15 protein-coding genes are annotated in these 19,493 nt (G+C 71.7%); 3 read left to right on the top strand and 12 right to left on the bottom strand.

What is annotated here, in order from left to right:
• Positions 1–60: 60 nt before the first annotated feature.
• The 12 genes from ACZ60E_RS08410 to ACZ60E_RS08355 all read right to left on the bottom strand — a co-directional run bounded on the left by ACZ60E_RS08410 (position 61) and on the right by ACZ60E_RS08355 (position 14,044).
• Positions 61–2,808 carry a cation-translocating P-type ATPase gene (locus tag ACZ60E_RS08410; protein WP_469439047.1) on the bottom strand — a complete coding sequence of 916 codons (2,748 nt, stop codon included), beginning with the start codon at positions 2,806–2,808 and terminating at the stop codon, positions 61–63.
• Positions 2,805–3,434, bottom strand: a complete 630-nt coding sequence (locus ACZ60E_RS08405) for a PPK2 family polyphosphate kinase (protein WP_469439046.1) — start codon at positions 3,432–3,434, stop codon at positions 2,805–2,807. Before ACZ60E_RS08405 ends, ACZ60E_RS08410 begins: the two co-directional genes overlap by 4 nt.
• The gene (locus ACZ60E_RS08400) at positions 3,340–3,723 is read right to left on the bottom strand and encodes a polyphosphate kinase 2 family protein (protein ID WP_469439045.1); all 384 of its coding nucleotides are present in this window, start codon (positions 3,721–3,723) and stop codon (positions 3,340–3,342) included. The genes ACZ60E_RS08405 and ACZ60E_RS08400 overlap by 95 nt, the downstream gene beginning before the upstream one ends.
• Positions 3,724–4,274: 551 nt before the next feature.
• On the bottom strand, positions 4,275–5,303 hold the full coding sequence (locus ACZ60E_RS08395) for a ketopantoate reductase family protein (protein WP_469439044.1): 1,029 nt from the start codon (positions 5,301–5,303) through the stop codon (positions 4,275–4,277).
• Positions 5,304–6,137: an SDR family NAD(P)-dependent oxidoreductase gene (locus ACZ60E_RS08390; protein ID WP_469439043.1), complete on the bottom strand. Its 834-nt coding sequence runs from the start codon at positions 6,135–6,137 to the stop codon at positions 5,304–5,306.
• On the bottom strand, positions 6,134–7,063 hold the full coding sequence (locus ACZ60E_RS08385) for a polysaccharide deacetylase family protein (protein WP_469439042.1): 930 nt from the start codon (positions 7,061–7,063) through the stop codon (positions 6,134–6,136). Before ACZ60E_RS08385 ends, ACZ60E_RS08390 begins: the two co-directional genes overlap by 4 nt.
• On the bottom strand, positions 7,063–7,404 hold the full coding sequence (locus ACZ60E_RS08380; protein ID WP_453793618.1) for a carboxymuconolactone decarboxylase family protein: 342 nt from the start codon (positions 7,402–7,404) through the stop codon (positions 7,063–7,065). Before ACZ60E_RS08380 ends, ACZ60E_RS08385 begins: the two co-directional genes overlap by 1 nt.
• 51 nt (positions 7,405–7,455) lie before the next feature.
• Entirely contained in the window at positions 7,456–8,826 is a 1,371-nt protein-coding gene (locus tag ACZ60E_RS08375; protein ID WP_469439041.1) for a M20/M25/M40 family metallo-hydrolase, read from the bottom strand.
• Positions 8,823–10,520, bottom strand: a complete 1,698-nt coding sequence (locus ACZ60E_RS08370) for a dipeptide ABC transporter ATP-binding protein (RefSeq protein WP_469439040.1) — start codon at positions 10,518–10,520, stop codon at positions 8,823–8,825. The genes ACZ60E_RS08375 and ACZ60E_RS08370 overlap by 4 nt, the downstream gene beginning before the upstream one ends.
• A complete protein-coding gene (locus ACZ60E_RS08365) occupies positions 10,517–11,431 on the bottom strand; it encodes an ABC transporter permease (protein WP_469439039.1) in 915 nt (304 codons plus the stop codon). The genes ACZ60E_RS08370 and ACZ60E_RS08365 overlap by 4 nt, the downstream gene beginning before the upstream one ends.
• Entirely contained in the window at positions 11,428–12,375 is a 948-nt protein-coding gene (locus ACZ60E_RS08360) for an ABC transporter permease (protein WP_384808789.1), read from the bottom strand. The genes ACZ60E_RS08365 and ACZ60E_RS08360 overlap by 4 nt, the downstream gene beginning before the upstream one ends.
• A gap of 28 nt (positions 12,376–12,403) precedes the next feature.
• Positions 12,404–14,044, bottom strand: coding sequence for an ABC transporter substrate-binding protein (locus ACZ60E_RS08355; RefSeq protein WP_469439038.1), 1,641 nt, complete (start codon positions 14,042–14,044; stop codon positions 12,404–12,406).
• 420 nt (positions 14,045–14,464) lie between these two features.
• Here ACZ60E_RS08355 and ACZ60E_RS08350 point away from each other — a divergent pair, with 420 nt between their 5' ends.
• The 3 genes from ACZ60E_RS08350 to ACZ60E_RS08340 are packed head-to-tail and all read left to right on the top strand — an operon-like array spanning position 14,465 to position 18,641.
• Positions 14,465–15,256, top strand: coding sequence for a helix-turn-helix transcriptional regulator (locus ACZ60E_RS08350; RefSeq protein WP_469439037.1), 792 nt, complete (start codon positions 14,465–14,467; stop codon positions 15,254–15,256).
• A complete protein-coding gene (locus tag ACZ60E_RS08345) occupies positions 15,253–16,413 on the top strand; it encodes a MalY/PatB family protein (protein ID WP_469439036.1) in 1,161 nt (386 codons plus the stop codon). The genes ACZ60E_RS08350 and ACZ60E_RS08345 overlap by 4 nt, the downstream gene beginning before the upstream one ends.
• Entirely contained in the window at positions 16,410–18,641 is a 2,232-nt protein-coding gene (locus tag ACZ60E_RS08340) for a zinc-dependent metalloprotease (RefSeq protein WP_469439035.1), read from the top strand. The genes ACZ60E_RS08345 and ACZ60E_RS08340 overlap by 4 nt, the downstream gene beginning before the upstream one ends.
• The last annotated feature ends 852 nt before the right edge of the window (positions 18,642–19,493 follow it).

The following is a 19,493-nucleotide window of genomic DNA, read 5'->3' as shown; positions in this document are numbered from 1 at the left end:
CGACCGCGCCTGCCTCCTCGACCGTGCGCACCGCCAGTCCCCGCGCCCCGGTCGCGGGCCTCACCCCGCCCCGGCGGGCCGTCGGCGGCGGACGGCGAACTTCCCCACCTCCCACAGCACGAGCAGCGCAAGCGGCGGCAGCAGTGCCCAGCCGAACTGGCCGAGGTGGAGCGGCGTGGTGCCCAGGATCCGGTTGAAGACGTCGGTCTGCACCACCAGTACGGCGAGGACGCCCTCGGCCAGCAGCGTCCGGTTGAGCTGCCTGCTGTCGAAGGTGTCGACGCTCAGCACCGTCCCGAGCGGGCTGCGGCACTCCAGCGCGGAGACGATCAGACAGAGCGCGAACGCGGTCAGGGCGATCGAGTTGCCCACGGCGGGGGAGTCGTAGCGCTTCTCGCCGAGGACGAGCACGCCCAGCAGCGCGGCGGCCGTGAACGTCCCCGCGAGGCCGACGGTCACCATCAGCGGACGCGTCATCACCGGTTCGCCGCGCGGCCGCGGACGGCGTGTCATCAGCCCGGGGCTCACCCGGTCGAAGCCCAGCGAGAAGCCGAAGGCGGCGTTGACGAAGAAGTGGATCCACAGCACCTGGGCGGGGGCGAACGGCTCCCCGTCCGCGATGTCGAACAGCACCGCGCCGAGGAACACCAGCACGAACACGACGAGCAGGATCAGCACGAACCGGATGTACTTGGTGAGGTTGTCGTAGATCTTCCGGCCCTGCTCCACGGCGAACACGATCGTGGCGAAGTCGTCGTCGGAGAGGATCATCCGCCCCGCGTTCTTCGCGACGTCCGTGCCGGAGCCCATCGCGATGCCGATGTCGGCGGCCTTGATGGCCGGGGCGTCGTTGACACCGTCCCCCGTCATCGCCACCACGTCGCCCCGCTGCTTCAGGGTGTCCGCCAACAGCACCTTGTGCTCGGGCGCCACCCGGCCGAGCACCCCGATGCGGTCGATGCGGGCCAGCCGGTCCTCCTCGTTCAGTGCCGCGAAGTCGGCGCCCAGCATCGCCTCGCCCTCGATGCCGACCTGCCGGGCCACGGCGGCACCGGTGACGACGTCGTCACCGGTCACCATGCGCACCCGTACACCTGCGGCCTGGGCGGCGGCGACCGCCTCCCGCGAGTTGGCGCGCGGCGGGTCGACCATCCCCACCAGGGAGGTCACCCGCAACCCGGCGACGTACGCCAGGAGATCGCCGTCCGCGTGGAACTCCGCCGGGTCCAGGTCCCGCGCGGCGGCGGCCATCACCCGGAGCCCGGCCCGCCCCATCCGCTCCACCTCCTCCTGCGCGCGCCGGCGCAGCGCCGCGTCGAACGGGACGCTCTCCCCGGCCGACAGGGCCGTCTCCGTGCGTTCCAGCACGGCGGGCGCCGCACCCTTGACGAAGCAGCGCACCACGTCCCGGCCCTTGGCGTCCCGGGCCGCGTGGAAGGTCGCCATCAGCTTGTACGCGGGGTCGAAGGGCAGCGTCGCGAGCCGCGGCAGCCGCGCACGGGTCTCCTGCACGTCCAGACCGGCCTTGTGCCCGAGCACGATCAGAGCGCCCTCCGTGGGATCCCCGACCACCCGGTTGTCGCCGGTGAGGGTCGCGTCGTTGGCAACCAGGTACGGCAGGATCGCCCCCTCGATCTCCGTGGCGCTGCCCGCCGCGCGCCGGACCCGGCCCTCCAGGCCGTACCCGGAGCCGGAGACGGTGTACCGGTCGTAGGGGTCCACCACCTCCACGACCGTCACCTGGTTCATCGTCAGCGTGCCGGTCTTGTCGGAGTTGATCGCCGAGACGAACCCCAGGGTCTCGACCGACGGCAGGTCCTTGACGATCGCGTGCCGCCGGGCGAGGTCCAGCCCGCCGAGCGACAGGATCGTCTGCGTCACCGTCGGCAGCGCCTCCGGCACGGCGGCGATCGCCAGGGACACCGCGCTCACGAACAGCACGTCCCACGCCTCGCCCCGCTCCCGGCCCAGCCAGAACATCATGATCATGGTGAGGCCGGCCGCGCCCACGATCCACAGGGTCAGCCGGTCCAGCTCCCGGGTGAGCGGCGAGGGCGCGCGCCGGGTCGCCGACAGCATCCCTGAGATCCGGCCCAGCTCGGTGCCGGCCCCGGTCGCGGTGACGACGAGAACCCCGCTGCCGTGGGTGACCGGGGTGTTCATGAACGCCATGTCCGACTGCTCGCCGGGCCCCGGGGCCGTGCTCCGCACCACGACGGTGTCCTTGGCGGCGGGCACGCTCTCCCCGGTCAGCGCCGACTCGTCGATCTGCAGCGCCACCGCCCCCACCAGCCGCCCGTCCGCGGGCACTTCGTCCCCCGCGCTCAGCAGCACCACGTCGCCGACCACGACCTCCTCGGCGGGGACCTCACGCTCCGTCCCGTCCCGCCGCACCCGCGCGGTCACCTTCGCCATCGCCTTCAAGGCGTTCATGGCGCTCTCCGCCTTGCCCTCCTGGCGCAGCCCGATGACGGCGTTGAGCAAGGTCAGCGCCAGCAGCACCGCCGCCGTGCCCCACTCCTGCACGAGCAGCGACACGACGGCGGAGGCCACCAGGATGATCTGCATGTACGAGGTGTACTGGCCGGCGAACCGGCGCCACCCGGGCACCGCCCGCTCCTCCGGCAGCGTGTTGGGCCCGTCCTCGGCCAGCCGCCGCTCCACCCGCTCACCACTCAGCCCCACGGCCGGATCGACGTCCAGCGCCGCGGCCACCTCGTCGGCCGTCCGCGCCCACCAGTCCACCACCCCCACCGCCGCCGCGGCGGACGCGGCGGACGCGGCGGTCCCCGGCGCCCGCGCGGTCATCGGGCGGAACCCCCGTCCGGCCCGTCACCCTCCAACTGCTTGCGCGCCAACTGCAGTTCGTGCCGGGCGGCGTCATCGATCTCCGGATACCGCGGGTCGAGTTCGATCAGCGTGTGGGCGAGCACCGCCGCCGCGCAGGTCCGGGCGAACCACTTGTGGTCCGCGGGCACCACGTACCAGGGCGCCCACGCGGTGCTCGTCGCGGAGAGCAGCGCTGAGAACGCCGACTGGTACGCGTCCCAGGAGGCGCGCTCCCTGACGTCCGCCGCCGAGAACTTCCAGTTCCGCTCCGGCACATCGATCCGCTTCAGGAACCTGATCCGCTGCTCCTCCCGGGAGAGGTTCAGGAACAGCTTGACGATCCGGAAGCCGTTGTCCGTCAGATACCGCTCCCAGTCGTTGATCTCGCGGTAGCGCCGGCGCCACAGCGCCTTGCCCGGACGGTCCGGCAGGTGCTGCCGCGCCAGCAGCTCCGGGTGCACCCGTACGACGAGGACCTCCTCGTAGTAGGACCGGTTGAAGATGCCGATCTCACCGCGGCTCGGGAGCCGGCGGGCGTAACGCCACAAGTAGTCGTGGCCCAGCTCCCTCGGCCGAGGGCACCTTGAAGCTCGACACCCGCACACCCTGCGGGTTCACACCGCTCATGACGTGCCGGATGGTCCCGTCCTTGCCGCCGGCGTCCAGCGCCTGCAGACACAGCAGCACCCCATGGCTGCCCTGCGCGGCCAGCCTGCGCTGATGGTCGGCGAGCAGCTCGACACCGTTGCGCAGCAGCTCCCGGCCCTGCTTCTTGTGCGCGATGCCGGCACGGTCGCCCGGATCGAAGTCCTCGGCCAGGCGCACCTTGCGCCCGGGTTCCACCCGCAGCGGGGCGATGAACTCGGCTATCCGCTTCGCACGCTTGTCCTTCATGCGACACCTCGTAACCAACTAGAAGAGGCTCTTCCGGCCCACCACACACAGCCCCCGGACGACCGGCCAGCACGACACCGGGTGCTCATGTCCGCCACTGTCCGCCACGGCGAACCTCCGTGCTCGCGAGCCGGCGCGGCATACACCGCCGTCCACCGAAAACTGCCCCGGTCCGCCGGTACGGGCATCACCCTCCCGGGGTGACACCCGAACCGTCGGAAAGCGGACCGCGCACCTCGCCGCGTTGCCGGTCTCGAAGAACGAGGTAACGGCCGTACGGGTCGGCCGCCTAGAAGCCTGGCGGTCCCCACACGCCAGAGTTATCAGGAAGGAAATGCCGTCCTGCAGTTGAAGGAAGCCGGTCCGTGGACGGACCAGTTCCGGCACTGGCAACAGGTAAGCAGCTGACCGCAACTCCTCTGTGACTCCCGCACCGCGCACCGCCCACCGACACACCGGCCCCCGTACTCGCGCGCGAGTCGCGAGTACGGGGGCACCCCCTCAAGCAAGAACGGCCGCCGCGGGGGCGCCGGCCGGGTCGGGCCCGCGTATCAGCCGAGCAGCGTGCGGAGTTCCTTGAGGTTGTCCGGGGAGAACGAGCGTTCGCCGGACGAGATCTCGCCCAGCATCACCCCAACCGTGCGGCTCATGCGCGTGTCGACGCCGTGCTCGGCCGCCAGGGCGGCGTACCCGTCGTCGACGAGGCCGCGTTCGAGGGGGCGCCGGCGCACCGCGATGTCGCGGAAGCCACCGCTGCGGTCCTTCGGCTGTCCGGCGAGGTAGCGCACGAGCCGGTCGAGCGCCGCCTCCCGGGCGGCCTCGGAGGCGTCGGCCCGGAACGCGTAGGGCTCGTAGGCGTCGAAGTTCTCCAGGACGACGCCGGCCCGTACCGCGACCTCCGTGCTCTCCCGTGCGACGGCCGCGGCGAGGTCGCGGTTGCCGTCCACGACCTCGGCCATCGGGGCATCCACGACCGAGGTCAGGCCGAGGATGCCGCCGAAACCGCGCTTCGCGAACCGGTAGCCGGCGACGTTCGCCGACGCGGTGACGGGGCCGTAGGCACGGAAGTCGACCGCGACGTCCAGGGCATGCCGGTCCGGGGCCGAACCGTCCGGCATACCCACGGAGAGAGCGCCCGTGCCACCGAAGGACACCACACCCGGCTCCAGGAAGTCGCTGAAGATGTTGACGAACGCGCTGATGACCCGGTCGGCGCCGACCACCTCGGCGATGACCGGCTCGTTGACACCGTTCTGGAGCGACACCACCCGGCCGTCACCGGCCAGCCGGGGCGCGATCCACCGGGCGGCGTCGCGTGTGTGCTGCGACTTGGTGGCTATCACGGCGATGTCGATCGGCTCGGCGTCGGCCGGGTAATCGGCCGTCGTGTACGCCGGGACCCGCACCGCGTCGTCGGTGCCGTCGACCGCGCGGATGCGCAGGCCGCCCACGCGGATCGCCGCGACGTGGGCGGCATCGGTGTCGACCAAGGTGACCTTGACACCCGCGTGCGCCATCGCGTGGGCGACGGTACCGCCGATCGCGCCGGCGCCGATGATCGTGTAGCTGCGGTCGGTCATTCAGTTCTCCTCGGGGGTGTCGGGGGCCGCGGTGGTGCCGACCTGCCACGGGCTCGTGTCGGGGAAGTGCTGGGGCAGGCTCGCCGAGCCGACGGAGGTGCCGCCGTCGACCGGGAGGGTGGCGCCGGTGATCCAGCGGGCCTCGTCGCCGAGCAGGTAGAGCACCGCGTTGGCCACGTCCTCGGGCCGGGCACCGCCGGGGAGGATGTCGGCCGAGGCCATGAGCGCGGCGTACTCCGCGCTGATCGGGTTGACCTCGCTGTCGATGGAGAAGAACCCCGGCGCCACGGCGTTCACACGGATGCCCACGTGGCCCAGCTCGATCGCGCAGGCCATCGTGACCATCGTCAGCGCCGCCTTGGACGTCGAGTAGTGCGCCGTGCCGGGCCGCGCGCGCTTGGCCGCTCCGGAGGTGAGGTTGACGACGGCGGGGGTGCGGCCGGCCTCGATGGCGTGCCGGGCGAGCTGTTGCGTCGAGAGGAGGGGCGCGACGACGTTGACCGCCTGGACGTGGTTCCACCGCTCGACGTCGAGGGAGAGGAAGGGGATCGCCGGGTAGATGCCCGCCGCGTTGACGAGGCCGTCCACGGGGGCCAGCGCCCACGCCTCGTCGACGAGGCCCGTCGCGAAGGCGGGGTCGGCCAGGTCGCCGACCAGCGCGCGCGTGCGGACGCCGTGCTCCTTCGTGACACTGTCGAGTGTCTCCTCGACGGCGGCGGCCCGTACGTCGACACCCGTGACGTCCCAGCCGGCGGCGCCGAGCCGCCGGGCGATGGCCGCCCCGAGGCCGTTGCCGGCGCCCGTGACGACGGCGTGCCGGGATTCCTGACTCATCGGGTTGCGCCCTTCGTCGTGGTGAGGCCGGCGGCGGCGACCGCCGCGACCTGTTCGTGGGTCGCCCACCAGACACCGCTGGTGCCGCGGATGTGGGCGAGGAGTTCCCGCAGGATCGAGAAGCGCGAGCGGTGACCGATCAGCGAGGGGTGCATGGTCAGCTGGAACAGCCCGCCCTCCTCCACGGCGCCGTCGAACTCCCGCTTCCAGATGTCCAGCACACCGGCCGGCGGCGTGTAGGGGCGCAGGCCCGCGTAGCGGACCATGGCGAAGTACGGGGCGTCGTCGCGGATCCATTCGACGGGAATCTCGACCACGCCCGTCGGGCTGCCGTCCGCCAGCAGTTCGTAGGGTCCGTCGTCGGCCATCAGAGAGGAGTCGTAGCGGAAGCCGAGTTCGCGCAGCACGTCCAGGGTGTGGGGCGAGAAGTCCCAGGACGGCGTACGGATCCCCACCGGCCGCCGCCCCGACAGCCGCTGGAGCGTGTCGAGGCTGCGCGCGGTCAGCTCCAGCTCGTCGTCACGGGAAAGCAGGGTGTTGCGCTCGTGGATCCAGCCGTGAACACCCAGTTCGTGCCCCGCGGCCATGTACGCCTCGACCTCGTCGGGGTGCAGCAGCGCGGACACCGCCGGCATGAAGAACGTGGCGGGGACGTCGTACTCGGCCAGCAGGCGCAGCAGCCGGGGCACGGCGACGCGCGCACCGTACTCACCGGCCGCGAGGGTGCCGGGCGTCTGGGAGTTGTCCCGCAGCACCGGCGTTTCGTGGTCGCTGTCGAAGGAGATCGCCACGGCGACGCGGGCCCCCTCCGGCCAGCCGTCCCGCGCCAGCGGCCGGCCCGCCCGGACCTGTTCGACCAGGGGGCGCCACACGTCTTCGGGCCACTGCCAGGGTTCGAGCGCGGTCGGGTCGTCGGCGGCGGACATCAGTGGTCCTGCGCCGCGGTGGCGGCGGGCATCACATGGCGCATCCCGTGGACGATCGCTCCTCCGGCGCGCAGGGCGGCCGCGACGTGCACGGTCTCCGCGAGCTGCTCGGGCGTGGCACCGGCCGCGACGGCCGCCGCGCTGTGCGCCTCCAGGCAGCCGTCGCACTGGGTCGTCAGCGCGACACCGATGGCGATCAGTTCCTTGGTCACCTTGTCGAGGGCGGTGTCGCCGTCGAGGACCGCCGCGTTGAACGCGCCGAAGCGGCGCCACATGGACCCCGCATGGGTGGAGAGCGAGGTGAAGTCGGCGGCGTGGGAGTGGGCCTGGGCGGTGGACATGAGGCTCCTTCGGGTGATGGGGGAGTGATCGGTGGTGGGGGATGGGGGCGGTCAGACGGTGCCGAGAAGGCGCACGATGCGGACGTAGGTGGCCGCGCACAGCACGACCGACGCCGCGTCGACACGCTCGTCGTCGCCGTGGAACCGGCGCCGGAACTCGGCGTAGTCCAGCTCGTCGCTGAAGAGACCGAACCCGTAACAGGGCAGTCCGCGGGCCAGGTAGTGCCGTGCGTCGTTGCCCCCGGGAGTCAGCAGCGGCAGCGGCCGGGCGCCGGGATAGGCCTCGGCGCTCGCGGCGGCGATGGCCCGGTAGAGCGGGTCGTCCGCCGCCGCGACGAGCGCCGGCGCCTCCGCGCCCGGCTCGACGGTGACGCCGGGCAGGCCCGCCAGCGCGCGGCCGATCTCCGCGTCCGCGTCGGCGCCCGTCTGACCGGGCAGCAGGCGGACATCGACCTCGACCACGCCTTCGCCGGGGATGACATTGGACTTCGTCCCCGAGGTGACGACGTTGGGCGAGACGGTCAGGTGGGTGAGGGCGTGCAGCACCCGCGCATAGGCGCCCGTCTCGGGCAGGGCCGCGTCCAGCGTGGCCGGGTCGCTCAGCCGCGCCACCAGGTCCGGGGCGAGGCCGAGCGCCGCGAGCAGGCCGGGCCACCACCCGTCCGCGGGTACGGTCGGCTCCGCCTCGTGCGCGGCCAGTCGGCCGACGGCGTCGGCCGCGAGCACGGCGCCGCTGAGCACGCCGTACGGCATGGAGCCGTGCCCGGACTCGCCCCGCAGCCGCAGGCGCCGGCCGGCGGCGCCCTTCTGGCCCACGGTGACGCTCACCCGGCGGTCGTCGGGACCGCCGAAGACGAGGCCGCCGCCGGACTCGGTGATCGCGAAGTCCGCGAGGACGAGGTCGGGGCGGTGTCGCATCAGCCAGCCCATCCCGTACCGGCTGCCGGCCTCCTCGTCGGCGGTGGCCAGGAACAGCAGGTCGCCCGCGGGCCGTTCACCGGACTCGGCGATGATCTTGAATGCGACGGCCATCGACGCGGTGAGGCTGAGCATGTCGACCGCGCCGCGTCCCCACACGACCCCGTCGACCAGTTCACCGCCGAAGGGATCACGGGTCCAGGCCCCGATGTCGGCCGGCACCACGTCCAGGTGACCGAGCAGGGCCAGTGACGGCGCCGACGGGTCGGTGCCGGGCAGGCGCAGCAGCAGGTTCCCCCGGCCGGGGGCCGGTTCCACGAGGTGGACCTCGGCGCCGAGCGCCTTCAGCGCCCGCTCGCCGCCCAGATGATCCAGCAGGATCTCGACATTGCGGATCTCCTGGCCGGACCCCTCGGTACCGTCGTTGACGCAGGCCGCGCGGATCATCCGCCGGAGAAGGCCGACGGCGTCCCCGGGGGCCGCAGGGGCACGAAGGGCGCTCATGCGGCACCCTCCGGCACGGCGTCGAGGAGGGTACGGGTGTAGTCGTGCTGAGGCCGCTCGAAAACGTCCTCGACCGTGCCGACCTCGACCACTTCGCCCTTGCGCATCACCGCGACCCGGTCGGAGATCGCGCGCACGACCGTGAGGTCGTGGCTGATGAACAGGTAGGACAGCCCGAGGGAGTCCTGGAGCTCGGCCAGCAGGTCGAGGACCTGGGCCTGCACGGTGACGTCGAGCGCGGAGACCGGCTCGTCGCAGACGACGAGGTCGGGCTTCAGGGCGAGGGCCCGCGCGATGGCGACGCGCTGCCGCTGGCCGCCGGACAGCTCCGCGGCGCGCCGGCTTCCGTACGACGCCGGTAGCCCGACACGTTCGAGGAGTTCGCCGGCGCGTTCGCGGCGTTCCCGCCGGTCGCCGATCCCGAACGCCTTCATCGGTTCCTCCACTATCTGGGCGAGCGACAGGCGCGGGCTCAGGGACGCGTAGGGGTTCTGGTGCACGATCTGGAAGCGGCGGCGCAACTGGCGCAGTTCGGCGGGCTTCAGACTGCCGGTGTCGACGCCGTCGAACTCGACGGTGCCGCCGGTCGGCTTCTCCAGGCACATGACCATGCGCGCGGTCGTCGTCTTCCCGGAGCCCGACTCGCCGACGACGGAGAGGGTCTCCCCGCGGTTGATCTCCAGGTCGACGCCGCCGACGGCGGTGAAGACCTGGCTCCGGCCGGCGTCGTCGCGGGTGTGGAACTCCTTGACCAGTCCGCGCGCGACGACCAGGGGCGTCCCGCCCGGCTCCGCGGCCGGCCGCCGGCGCGCGGTGGCCCGGTGGGTACGCCGGGTGGGCAGCGAGTTCAGCAGCCGCCGGGTGTAGTCCTCCTGCGGGTCCGTCAGCACCTGGGCGCTGGGGCCGCTCTCGACGACCCGTCCCTGGGACATCACCACCACCCGCTGGGCGCGTTCCGCCGCCACCCCGAGGTCGTGGGTGACCAGGACGACCGCTGTGCCCGCGTCGGCGATCAGCTCGTCTAGGCGGTCCAGGACCTGCTTCTGCACGGTGACGTCGAGGGCGCTGGTCGGCTCGTCGGCGATGATCAGGCGCGGCCGGCATGCCCACGCGATGCCGATCAGGACGCGCTGGCGCATACCGCCGGAGAACTCGTGGGGGTACTGTCGGGCGCGCCGGGCGGGGTCGTCGACCCCGGCCTCGCCGAGGATCTCCACGGCCCGTTCCCAGGCGGTACGCCGGGTGCGGCGGCCGTGGACGACGAGCGCCTCGGCGATCTGATGGCCCACCCGCTGCGTCGGGTCGAGGGAGACCGTCGGGTCCTGCGGAACGAGGCCGATCAGCCCGCCGCGCAACGCGCGCAGCGCGGTCTCGGGCAACCGGTCGATACGCCGCCCGTCGAACTCGATGCTGCCCCGGTCGATGCGGGCCCTGTCGGGGAGCAGGCCCATGACGGACAGGGCGGTGGTCGACTTGCCCGAACCGGACTCCCCGACGATGGCGACCACTTCGCCGGCGCCGACGGTGAAGCTGACGTCGCGCACGGCGCTGATGGCGCCGTCGCGGTAGGAGACCGCCAGGTCCCGGACGTCGAGCAGCGGGCCGGCCGATTTCGTCGTCTTCTCAGCGACGGCGGCGGCAGCGGCGGTCGCAGTCGTGCTGGTGCTTGTGCTTGTGTTCGTGGTCTCGCTCATCGGTTCCTCCTCGACGAGCCGGCCTGCCGGGCGACCCGGTTGACGGACAGCACGATCACCACCACCAGCAGTCCGGGGATCGTCGTGAGCCACCACGCGGTGGCCAGGTAGTCGCGGCCCTCGGCGATCATGGCTCCCCATTCCGGCGCGGGTGGCTGGGCGCCGTAGCCGAGGAAGCTGAGAGCGGCGATCGCCAGCAGCGCGGTGCCGAACTCGACGGTGGTGAGCGCGATCACGGGGCCGAGCGAGTTGGGCAGCACGTGCCGGCCGAGGATCCCCCACCAGCGCACCCCGCTGGCCCGGGCCGCGTCGACGTAGCCGGCGTTGCGGATGCGCAGCACCTCGCTGCGCATGGTCCGGGCGACCGAGGCCACGCTGGCGATACCGACCGCGATCGCGACCTTGACGGTGCCGCCGCCGAGCGCGGTGATGACCGCCATCGACAGCAGGATCGCCGGGATCGCGAGCATGATGTCGCACACCCGCATCACGATGTCGTCGATCCAGCCGCCGACGAAGCCCGCGAGGAGGCCGAGCAGCGTCCCCACCACGAGGGCGAGAGCGACGGCGACGACGACGCCGCTGACCGACAGCCAGGCGCCGTCGACCAGCCGGGCGTAGATGTCGCGGCCGAACTGGTCGGTGCCGAAGGGGTGTTCGGCGGACGGGGCGAGGAACCGGTCGGCGCCGTTGCCGACCAGGGGGTCGGCGTCGGAGAACCAGCCGGGGAAGAGGGCCCAGAACACGATCAGGGCGAGCACGAGGCAGGCCAGGACGAGTCCGGCGTGGCGGACGGCGGCACGCAGGCGGCTGCCGGATCCGCGCCGTTTCGTCTCCGACGGCACCTGGTCGTCGGTCGGCTCCTCGGCCGGGAGCACGGCCGTGTCGGGAGCGGAGATGTGCGGAGTCATGAAGCTGCCCTCATCAGTCGGATCCGCGGATCGATGAGCGGGTAGAGGAGGTCCACCACGAGGCTGGAGAGGACGAACATCAGCGCCGTCACGAGCACGACGCCCTGGACGACCGGGATGTCCTTGTTGGAGACGGCGGTCGCGGCGGTCAGCCCGAGTCCGTTGCGGGCGAAGACGGTCTCCACCAGCACCGAGCCGCCGAAGAGACCGCCGACGAGGACACCGGTCACGGTGAGCGCCGGGATCGCGGCGTTGCGCAGCGCGTGGCCGAAGTGGATGCGCAGCCGTCCGGCGCCCTTGGCCCGCAGCACCTCGACGTAGGGCTCGGCCAGGGTGGACTGAAGGCTGGCGGAGAGGACCTGGGCTATCACGGCGCCGATCGGGATGGCGAGGGTCACCGCGGGCAGGACGAGGGCCTCAAGTCCGCTGCCGCCGACGGCGGGAAGCAGGCCCATGCGGAACGAGACGAACTGCAGGAGCATCAGCCCGACCCAGAACGTCGGCATCGACACCGCCACCGGCGGAAGCGACAGCAGGAGTCCGCGCAGCCAGAGCGAGCGGGTGAGGTTGGCCGCGACCGCCAGCCCGACGCCGCCGATCAGCGCGAGCACCAGGGCGCTGGAGGCGAGCGTCAGGGTGGAGGGGAAGGCGTCGGCCAGCATCTGCGAGATGGACTGACCGCTGTTGAAGGAACGGCCCAGGTTGCCCTGGACGAGGTGCAGCAACTGGAGTCCGTACTGGGCGAGGACCGGCTTGTCCGTGCCGTACTCGCTCCGGAGGGCGGCCAGTTGCTCCGGGGTGGAGGAGGCGACCGCCTCCGGACCGAGCATCGCGGCGACCGGGTCGCCGGGCACGATGTACAGGATGAAGAAGGAGACCGTGAAAGCGGCCCACATGACCAGCAACGCGTGCAGCACGCGCCTGCCGAGATATCGGATCAGCATCGGAGTCCTCTTGCCGTGCGGAGGAGGGTCAGCCCTTGAGGGCCGCGTCGTAGAGGACGAAGCGCGAGGCCGCGTCGTAGCGCACGCCCGTCACGTCGTCGGAGACGGCGACCACCTGGGTGAGCTGGCTGAGCGGGAAGATCCAGCCGTTGTCGAGCAGGATCTTCTGGACCTCGCCGGCAGCCTCGGCACGGGCCGCGGTGTCGGTGGTCGAGCGGATCATGTCGAAGAGCGGCGCGAGCTGCTTCTGCACCGGGTTCTTCTTGTCGGTGAAGGTGAAGTTGGTGGCGTCGGGGGCGTACATCGCGCGCAGGATGTCGGGGTCGGGGCGAGAGACCGAGGTGGAGACGAAGTCGTACTTGCCGGTGAGGTACTCCGAGGCGTACTGCGCGGCGGTCATCTTCTTGAGGACCAGGTCGATGCCGACCTTGCGCAGCTGCTGCTGGAGGTACTCCACGACGTTGGTCTGGTAGAAGTACGCGACCGACAGGCTCAGCTTCTTGCCGCCCTTGGCGCGGATACCGTCGGAGCCCTTCTTCCAACCTGCGGCGTCGAGGATCTTCGCGGCCTGGTCAGGGTCGTACGTCAGCAGTGAGGAATCGTTTTTCCAGCCGGGGGTCGTCTGCCCGAGCGGGCTGGTCGCCACGCCGTAGGACTTGGTGAGCACGGTCTTGGTGATGTCCTCGCGGTCGATGGACATCTGGAGCGCCTTGCGGACCTGTGTGTCGTCCAGGATCGGCGAGGAGCCGCTGAGGTTGGGCGAGATGCCGATGACGACGCCGGGGTTGACCCGGGTCAGGAGGTGGAAGCCGTTGCCGTCGAACCCGGCCTCGTCCTGGGACTGGATCGTGGTGGCCATGTCGACCTGGTGCGAGCGCAGGCTGCCCGCCCGGACGCTCGGCTCGGTCGAGACCTGGTAGGTGACGCCGGCGAGCTTGGCGGCCCCGGCGTGCTGGGCGAGCCCGGAGGGCCAGGCGTAGCCGTCTCGGCGCTCGATGCGCACCGACTGGTTGGCCCGGTAGGAGGCCAGCGTGAAGGGTCCGGAGCCGACGAGGGTGGTGCCGGCGCAGCGGTTGTCGGCCGACGCGGCGAGCGTCTTGGCGGAGAGGATGCCGAGGGTCGGCGTCGAGGCGGCCATCAGGAACTGCGCGTTGGGCGCCTCGAAGTCGACCGTCACCGTGGTGGCGTCGGGCGTCTTGATGTCTTTGAGGCCGCCCATGTAGGAGCTGCCGTACACGGACTTGCTGCCCAGGTCGACGACGCCCTGAAGGGACGCCTTGACGGCGGCCGCGTCGAGCGCGGTGCCGTCCGAGAAGGTCACGCCGTCCCGCAGTTGGAAGGTGAAGCTGGTCGCGTCGTCGTTGACCTTCCAGCTCTTGGCCAGCCACGGCTTGAACTCGCCCGAGTCGGGGTCCTGGTCGATGAGCGAGTCCACGAGCTGGCGGCCGATGACGTTGGAGGCGATGAGGGTGGCCTGCACCGGATCCAGGCAGACCGGGTCGGCGTCGATCGCGACCTTCAGGTCGCCGCCCTTCCCGCCGCCGGCGGCAGCGGAGTTGCCGCCGCTGTCACAGGCGGCGAGCAGGATCACCATGCTCAGGGCGGCGGCTCCGGTGGCGAGTGCGCGGACGGGACGGCGGCCTGGCGCCGACCGGGGGATGAGGTTCACCGCGGGGTTCCTCTCGAAAGGCTCGGAATCGAGCAGGAGTTGGAGGACGACTGCGACAACGCCGGGACACCACAGGACGTTGAAGCTTCAAAAGTCAACTGCTTGTTGAGTCGAGACCGTAAGGTGCCACGATTCGTGGGGTCAAGGTCCCGTTCGGGAAGATTTACGCCCTCGTAACTCAACGAGAAGTTGATTCCGGCGGTGTTAAATGACCTCCAGCCCCTGTCAATGCAACAAGTCATTGAATAGTGTGGGGCTCGCCGCAAGGCCGTGACCGACGTGCTTCGAGCCGTCGGCGCGATGGATGCGACAACGCCTGCGTCAGCGGTGCGACGGTGTGCCAATCTGACGATCAATTGCCCGGCTGGAGCCACCAGTTCGGGCGAGCCCATCCAGCCCTCACACCACGAAAGCGATCCCATGACCGAGGACCCGTCGCTTCCGCAGCAGCAACGTCAGCGCCGCACCCTGCCTCCGCGGGCGACAGTGGACGGCGAGCGGCTGATCGCCGTCTTCGCCGAACTCGTCGAGCCTCTCGGGCGAGCCCTTCCCGCCTCCAGTGAGGTCGTGCTGCACGACCTCAGCAAACTGCCCGACTCCATCGTCGCCGTACAGGGCGACGTCACCGGCCGCAGGCTCGGGGACCCCGCCACGGACCTGCTGCTCGAACGGGTCGCCGACGGCGACCTCGACCACCAACTCGGTTACGAGACCCGGCTCCCCGACGGACGCCGGATGCAGTCGTCAACCATGATCATCCGAGATGTCTCGGGGCATCCGGTAGCGGCGCTGTGCATCAACACCGACATCTCCGCCTGGCTGGAGGTGCGCCGGATCGCCGACGCGATGATCGCCGGTCCGATCGAAGAGCCCCAGGAGCGGGTGCCGACGCGCAGCACCCGCCCCGACGGGCCGCCGAGCGCCGAGTCCTTCCCCCACGACGTCGACGAACTGGCGGCCCACCTGGTCCACGCCGCACTCATGGAGGCCGGCATCGAGGTCGACCAGATGAAGAAGGAGCACAAACTCAGGTTCGTCGAGACGCTGCAGTCCAAGGGCTTCTTCATGCTGCGCGAAGCCGTGGACATGACCGCCGCGGCGCTCGGTGTCAGCCGGTTCACGATCTACAACTACCTCAACGAGCTGGATGCCCGCGCCAGCACCACCGCGGACCCGCTCACTACAGAGAAGGCGAGCGACAAGCCCAGATGATCGACATAGCGTCCCTGGACTCCCTGACCCCGGACCGCCTGCGCGGCATGGGAGGACTGAAGTGGTCCGACCCTGCCGAGACCCTGCCCGCGTGGGTGGCCGAGATGGACTTCGGTTGCGCTCCTCCGATCGTCCAGGCCCTGCACGAGGCGGTGGATTCGCTGAACTTCGGCTATCTGCCGCCGGCGGTGACTTCCTCGCTGTCTGCCTCGTGCGCCACCTGGCTGCGTCGATGTTTCGACTGGGAGGTACCCGCCGAGCGGGTACGCCCGGTGGCCGACGTCCTGGCCGCGTTCCAGCTCACCATCAGGCACTTCACCGCGCCCGGCAGCGCGGTGGTGGTGCCGACCCCCGCCTATGAGCCCTTCCTTTCCCTCCCGGCCGAGTTGGGCCGGCGTGTCATCGAGGTCCCGCTGCGGCCGGTCGACGGCCGCTGGCTGCTGGACCCCGACGACTTGGACAGGGCACTGGCCGAAGGCGCCGGGCTCGTGGTGGTCTGCGACCCCCACAACCCCACCGGCACGGTGTGCAGCGCCGAGGAGCACCTCGCCGTCGCCGAGGTCGTCCAGCGCCACGGCGCCCGTGTGTTCAGCGACGCCATCCACGCCCCGATCGTCTATCCCGGCCACCGGCATGTGCCGTACGCGTCGGTGAGCGAGGCGGCGGCGGCCCACACGGTGACGGCCGTCTCGGCGGCCAAGGGGTGGAACCTGGCCGGGCTCAAGGCGGCCCAGGTGATTTTCAGCAATCCTGCCGACGCCGAGAGCTGGAGCGAGTTCGGCCTCCACGCGGAGGTCGGCACCAGCAACTTCGGCATGATCGCCAGCACGGCGGCGTACTCGGCGGGCGGCCAGTGGCTGGAATCGGTCGTGGACTACCTCGACGAGACCCGGTACCACATCGTCTCCCGCCTGGCCGCGGAACTGCCCCAGGCACGCGTCAGCACGCCGGAAGGCACCTACTTCGCGTGGCTCGACCTGCGCGGCGCCGGCCTCGGCGCCGACGCCGCCGCAGTCCTGCGGGACCGGGCCCAAGTCACCGTCACCGACGGCAATCTCGCCGGTGACGGCAACGCGGGCTTCGTCCGCTTCAACTTCGCGACACCACGCCCCATCGTCGACGTGATGCTCGACCGCATCGTGGCGGTGCTCGCGTGACCGCCACCGCCCTGGGTCTCGACCTCACCGGCGGCCGGGCCAGGCTCGTACTGCCTGCGGACGGCTGCTCGGTCCTCGCCCTCCCCATGCTCACCTCGGGACTGGGCTCCAGCCGGATCAACCTCGACCGCGGCCAGCCGGGCTCGGTCCGGCGCTGGGACCTCGAACGGATCGGCGCCGAGATCTGGGTCATGGAACACAACGACCACCACGGTTCGTCCGGCGGACGCGCCGACGGCGCGGCCTCCTTCGCCCGCTCGGCGCTGGGCGTCCTGGCCACCGAGGACGGTCCGGACGACGGACTGACCCGGATCGACCTCACCGACCTCGTCCGCACCGACCTGATGGGCGTCGCACGCTGGGCGCGCCTCGCGGGCGCCGGCCAACCGGCGGTCGACCCGCACCGGTCCCGGGTCGACCCCACGGGCTGCACCACGCACTCACGCGGGGTCGAGATCGACACACTCCTGACCTTCACGGGCTTCACCGGTGACGAGATCGACCGGATCGTGCCCGACCCGCGGGCGGTGACGCTGCGCCAGCGGCTGTCGCTGACACCACTGCCGGACCCGGCGGCACCGAGCCTGGACTTCGACCCGCGGGCCGGCGGCTACGGCAAGGTGCGCCTCGACACCGATCGCGACGCCGCCCACTCCCCGGAGCACGCGGTGCATCCCCGCTTCGCGCTGCGGCCCGTCACCGGGACGGAAGAGAAGGAACCGGCACAGGACGCGGTGACCGCGGCCGAGCCGATCGTCTTCTCCGTCGACCCGGACATCCCCGAGCCGTACCTGTCGGCCGTGGTCGAAGGCGGCGGCTGGTGGGCCGAAGGCTTCACCGCGGCGGGCTGGCACGACGCCTACCGCGTCGAGGCCCGGCCCCGGGACACCGACCCCGCGGCGATCGGCACCAACGCCGTCTGGTGGGTTCACCGTGCGGGGCGCGGCTGGTCGATGGGGGCCGGACTGTGCGACCCGCGCACCGGTCAGATCGTCAAGGGCAACGTGCGGCTGGGGTCGCAGCGCGTCCGGCAACTGACCGCCCTCGGCGAGGCACTGCTCTCCCCCTACGGCCGCCCGGACGAACAAGAGCGAGTGGACGCGATCCAGCGGATGGTCCTGGCCCGGATCCGCCTACTGGCCGCACACGAGATCGGCCACGCGCTGGGCTTCATGCACAACTACGCCTCTCACCTGCACGAACAACCCTCCGTCATGGACTACCCCTTCCCCCGTCTCGATGTGGGTGCGGACGGCACCGTCAGCCTCGACGACGCCTACCCGGCGGGCCTCGGCCCCTGGGACGTGTTCACGGTGCGCTACGCCTACGGTCGCCTCGACGCCGCGGAGCGCCGCGCACTGCTCGCGGCCGAGCACGCCGCGGGGCGCCGCTACCTCACCGACGAGGACGGGCACGCGCCACAGAGCTGCGCGCCGCACGCGGTGCCGTGGACCGAGGGAACATCGGCCCTGGACGACCTCGACCGCGTCCTGCGGGTGCGCCGGGCCGCCCTCGACGCCTTCGGACCCGGGTGCCTGCCCCCCGGACGCCCGGTGGGCGAACGCGACGGCCGGTTCGCCATGCTGCACCTCCTGCACCGCTACCACGCGGAGACGGTGGGCAGGATCGTCGGTGGTGTCAGCTACGAGTACGGCCGCTCCGGCGACGACGTCCCGCCCCCAGTGGTGAGCTCGGGCACCGACCAACAGGCAGCCCTCGCCGCTGTCGCAGCGCTTGCGGCGCCCTCGGTCGTCCTTCCGCACACGGGCGCCGCAAGCGTGCTGCTGCCACCGCCGATCCGCACGACGCGCGGCGACGACGCGTTCACGGGAGCCGTCGGACCGCCGTTCGACGCGTTCGCCGCGATCGCGGCCGCCGTGGCCGTGCCCGCGCGAATCCTCCTCGAACCCGCACGCCTGAACCGTCTCACCCAGCAGGTCCTGCACGATGCCACGGTGCCGACGGTCGCCGACGTGGTCGCGGCGCTCCTGCAGCAGGTGAAGCGAGACGGCTCCGGGACCGTGACCACGGTCGGACTCGACGCTCTCGCCCGTGTCGCGCTCACGTCACTGCACGGTGGGGGACTGCACGCACCCGCACGCATGGCACTCGGGGAGGCGCTCGGCACCGGAGACGACTGGCCGTCGTGGGTCGGGCCCGCGATCACCGATCCGGCTCGGATCCCTGCGGGACCTGCACCGGAGGTGCCCACAGGCACCCCTCTGTAGCACCGGTGGCTCGCCGGCACCTCGGCCAGACCCGTGCACACGGCCACGGCCCGGGGAGGGGTGGTGGTGTGTGTACGGCGACGCGGGGCTGCAGTACGCCCTGGCTCACCTGCCGCACCCGGCTTGGGTTCGCCGGGGCCGCGTCGGTGTGCACCCGACGGTTCCCGAACTGCGCCGGGTGCTCGCGGACGCCTTGGAGCTGGGTAGGCCTCTGCCGTGCGGGGCGGGGGAGGCTGGCCTGATGCTGGTGAACGCGCTGCGGCGGCCTCGTGCGCTGGTACTGGACGAGGCGCAGCGTCTTCCTGGGCTGGCGCTGGAGTTATTGCGGGGGCTGTAGGGCCACCCGGACACGGGTACGGCGCTGGTTCTGGCGGGTGCGGGCGGTGAGCGGGCGGTGAGCGGGCGGTGAGCGGGCGCTGCGCCGACTGCCCGCGCAGCCCGGAACGTCGTGCGCAGGGCGCAGCCGAGGGCCGCGAATACCGCCGACGTCGATGGTCAGGCCCCCGCTGCGGTTGCGTACCCACCGCCGCACGGCATACGTGCAGTGCGCCGCGGTGTCGGGGGTGGCAGCCGGCTGGGTTGCGGGGCGCTCATGCGTCCGGTTCGCACCCTTGCCAGCATCGGAAACGCGCTCGTACGGAACCGGGAAGCGGTCGGTGACCCGCTCACCCGGTTCGGTGCCGAACCCGGTCGCATTCGGGACAACATCGCCCAGCTCGGCGGGCACCCCTGATCAGCCGCGCCCCGGCCCAAGCGGCCCCCGGGCTAGAGCACGACCCGCAACCCCCGGCCACCGCCCGCCCCGAAGCCCACGGCCCGGCGCCCGGCTCCAGGCCTGAAGACCGCGTCGAC

The organism is Streptomyces sp. NPDC102514, assembly GCF_055584525.1.
The sequence above is the reverse complement of the archived record's forward strand: the minus strand, read 5'-3'. Positions and strand labels throughout refer to the sequence as shown.

Bases quoted from the DNA above. Each gene is read 5' to 3' on its own strand.
- ACZ60E_RS08410 (WP_469439047.1), bottom strand. From the start codon at position 2,808: ATGACCGCGCGGGCGCCGGGGACCGCCGCGTCCGCCGCGTCCGCCGCG.
- ACZ60E_RS08400 (WP_469439045.1), bottom strand. From the start codon at position 3,723: ATGAAGGACAAGCGTGCGAAGCGGATAGCCGAGTTCATCGCCCCGCTG.
- ACZ60E_RS08395 (WP_469439044.1), bottom strand. From the start codon at position 5,303: ATGACCGACCGCAGCTACACGATCATCGGCGCCGGCGCGATCGGCGGT.
- ACZ60E_RS08390 (WP_469439043.1), bottom strand. From the start codon at position 6,137: ATGAGTCAGGAATCCCGGCACGCCGTCGTCACGGGCGCCGGCAACGGC.
- ACZ60E_RS08385 (WP_469439042.1), bottom strand. From the start codon at position 7,063: ATGTCCGCCGCCGACGACCCGACCGCGCTCGAACCCTGGCAGTGGCCC.
- ACZ60E_RS08380 (WP_453793618.1), bottom strand. From the start codon at position 7,404: ATGTCCACCGCCCAGGCCCACTCCCACGCCGCCGACTTCACCTCGCTC.
- ACZ60E_RS08375 (WP_469439041.1), bottom strand. From the start codon at position 8,826: ATGAGCGCCCTTCGTGCCCCTGCGGCCCCCGGGGACGCCGTCGGCCTT.
- ACZ60E_RS08370 (WP_469439040.1), bottom strand. From the start codon at position 10,520: ATGAGCGAGACCACGAACACAAGCACAAGCACCAGCACGACTGCGACC.
- ACZ60E_RS08365 (WP_469439039.1), bottom strand. From the start codon at position 11,431: ATGACTCCGCACATCTCCGCTCCCGACACGGCCGTGCTCCCGGCCGAG.
- ACZ60E_RS08360 (WP_384808789.1), bottom strand. From the start codon at position 12,375: ATGCTGATCCGATATCTCGGCAGGCGCGTGCTGCACGCGTTGCTGGTC.
- ACZ60E_RS08350 (WP_469439037.1), top strand. From the start codon at position 14,465: ATGACCGAGGACCCGTCGCTTCCGCAGCAGCAACGTCAGCGCCGCACC.
- ACZ60E_RS08345 (WP_469439036.1), top strand. From the start codon at position 15,253: ATGATCGACATAGCGTCCCTGGACTCCCTGACCCCGGACCGCCTGCGC.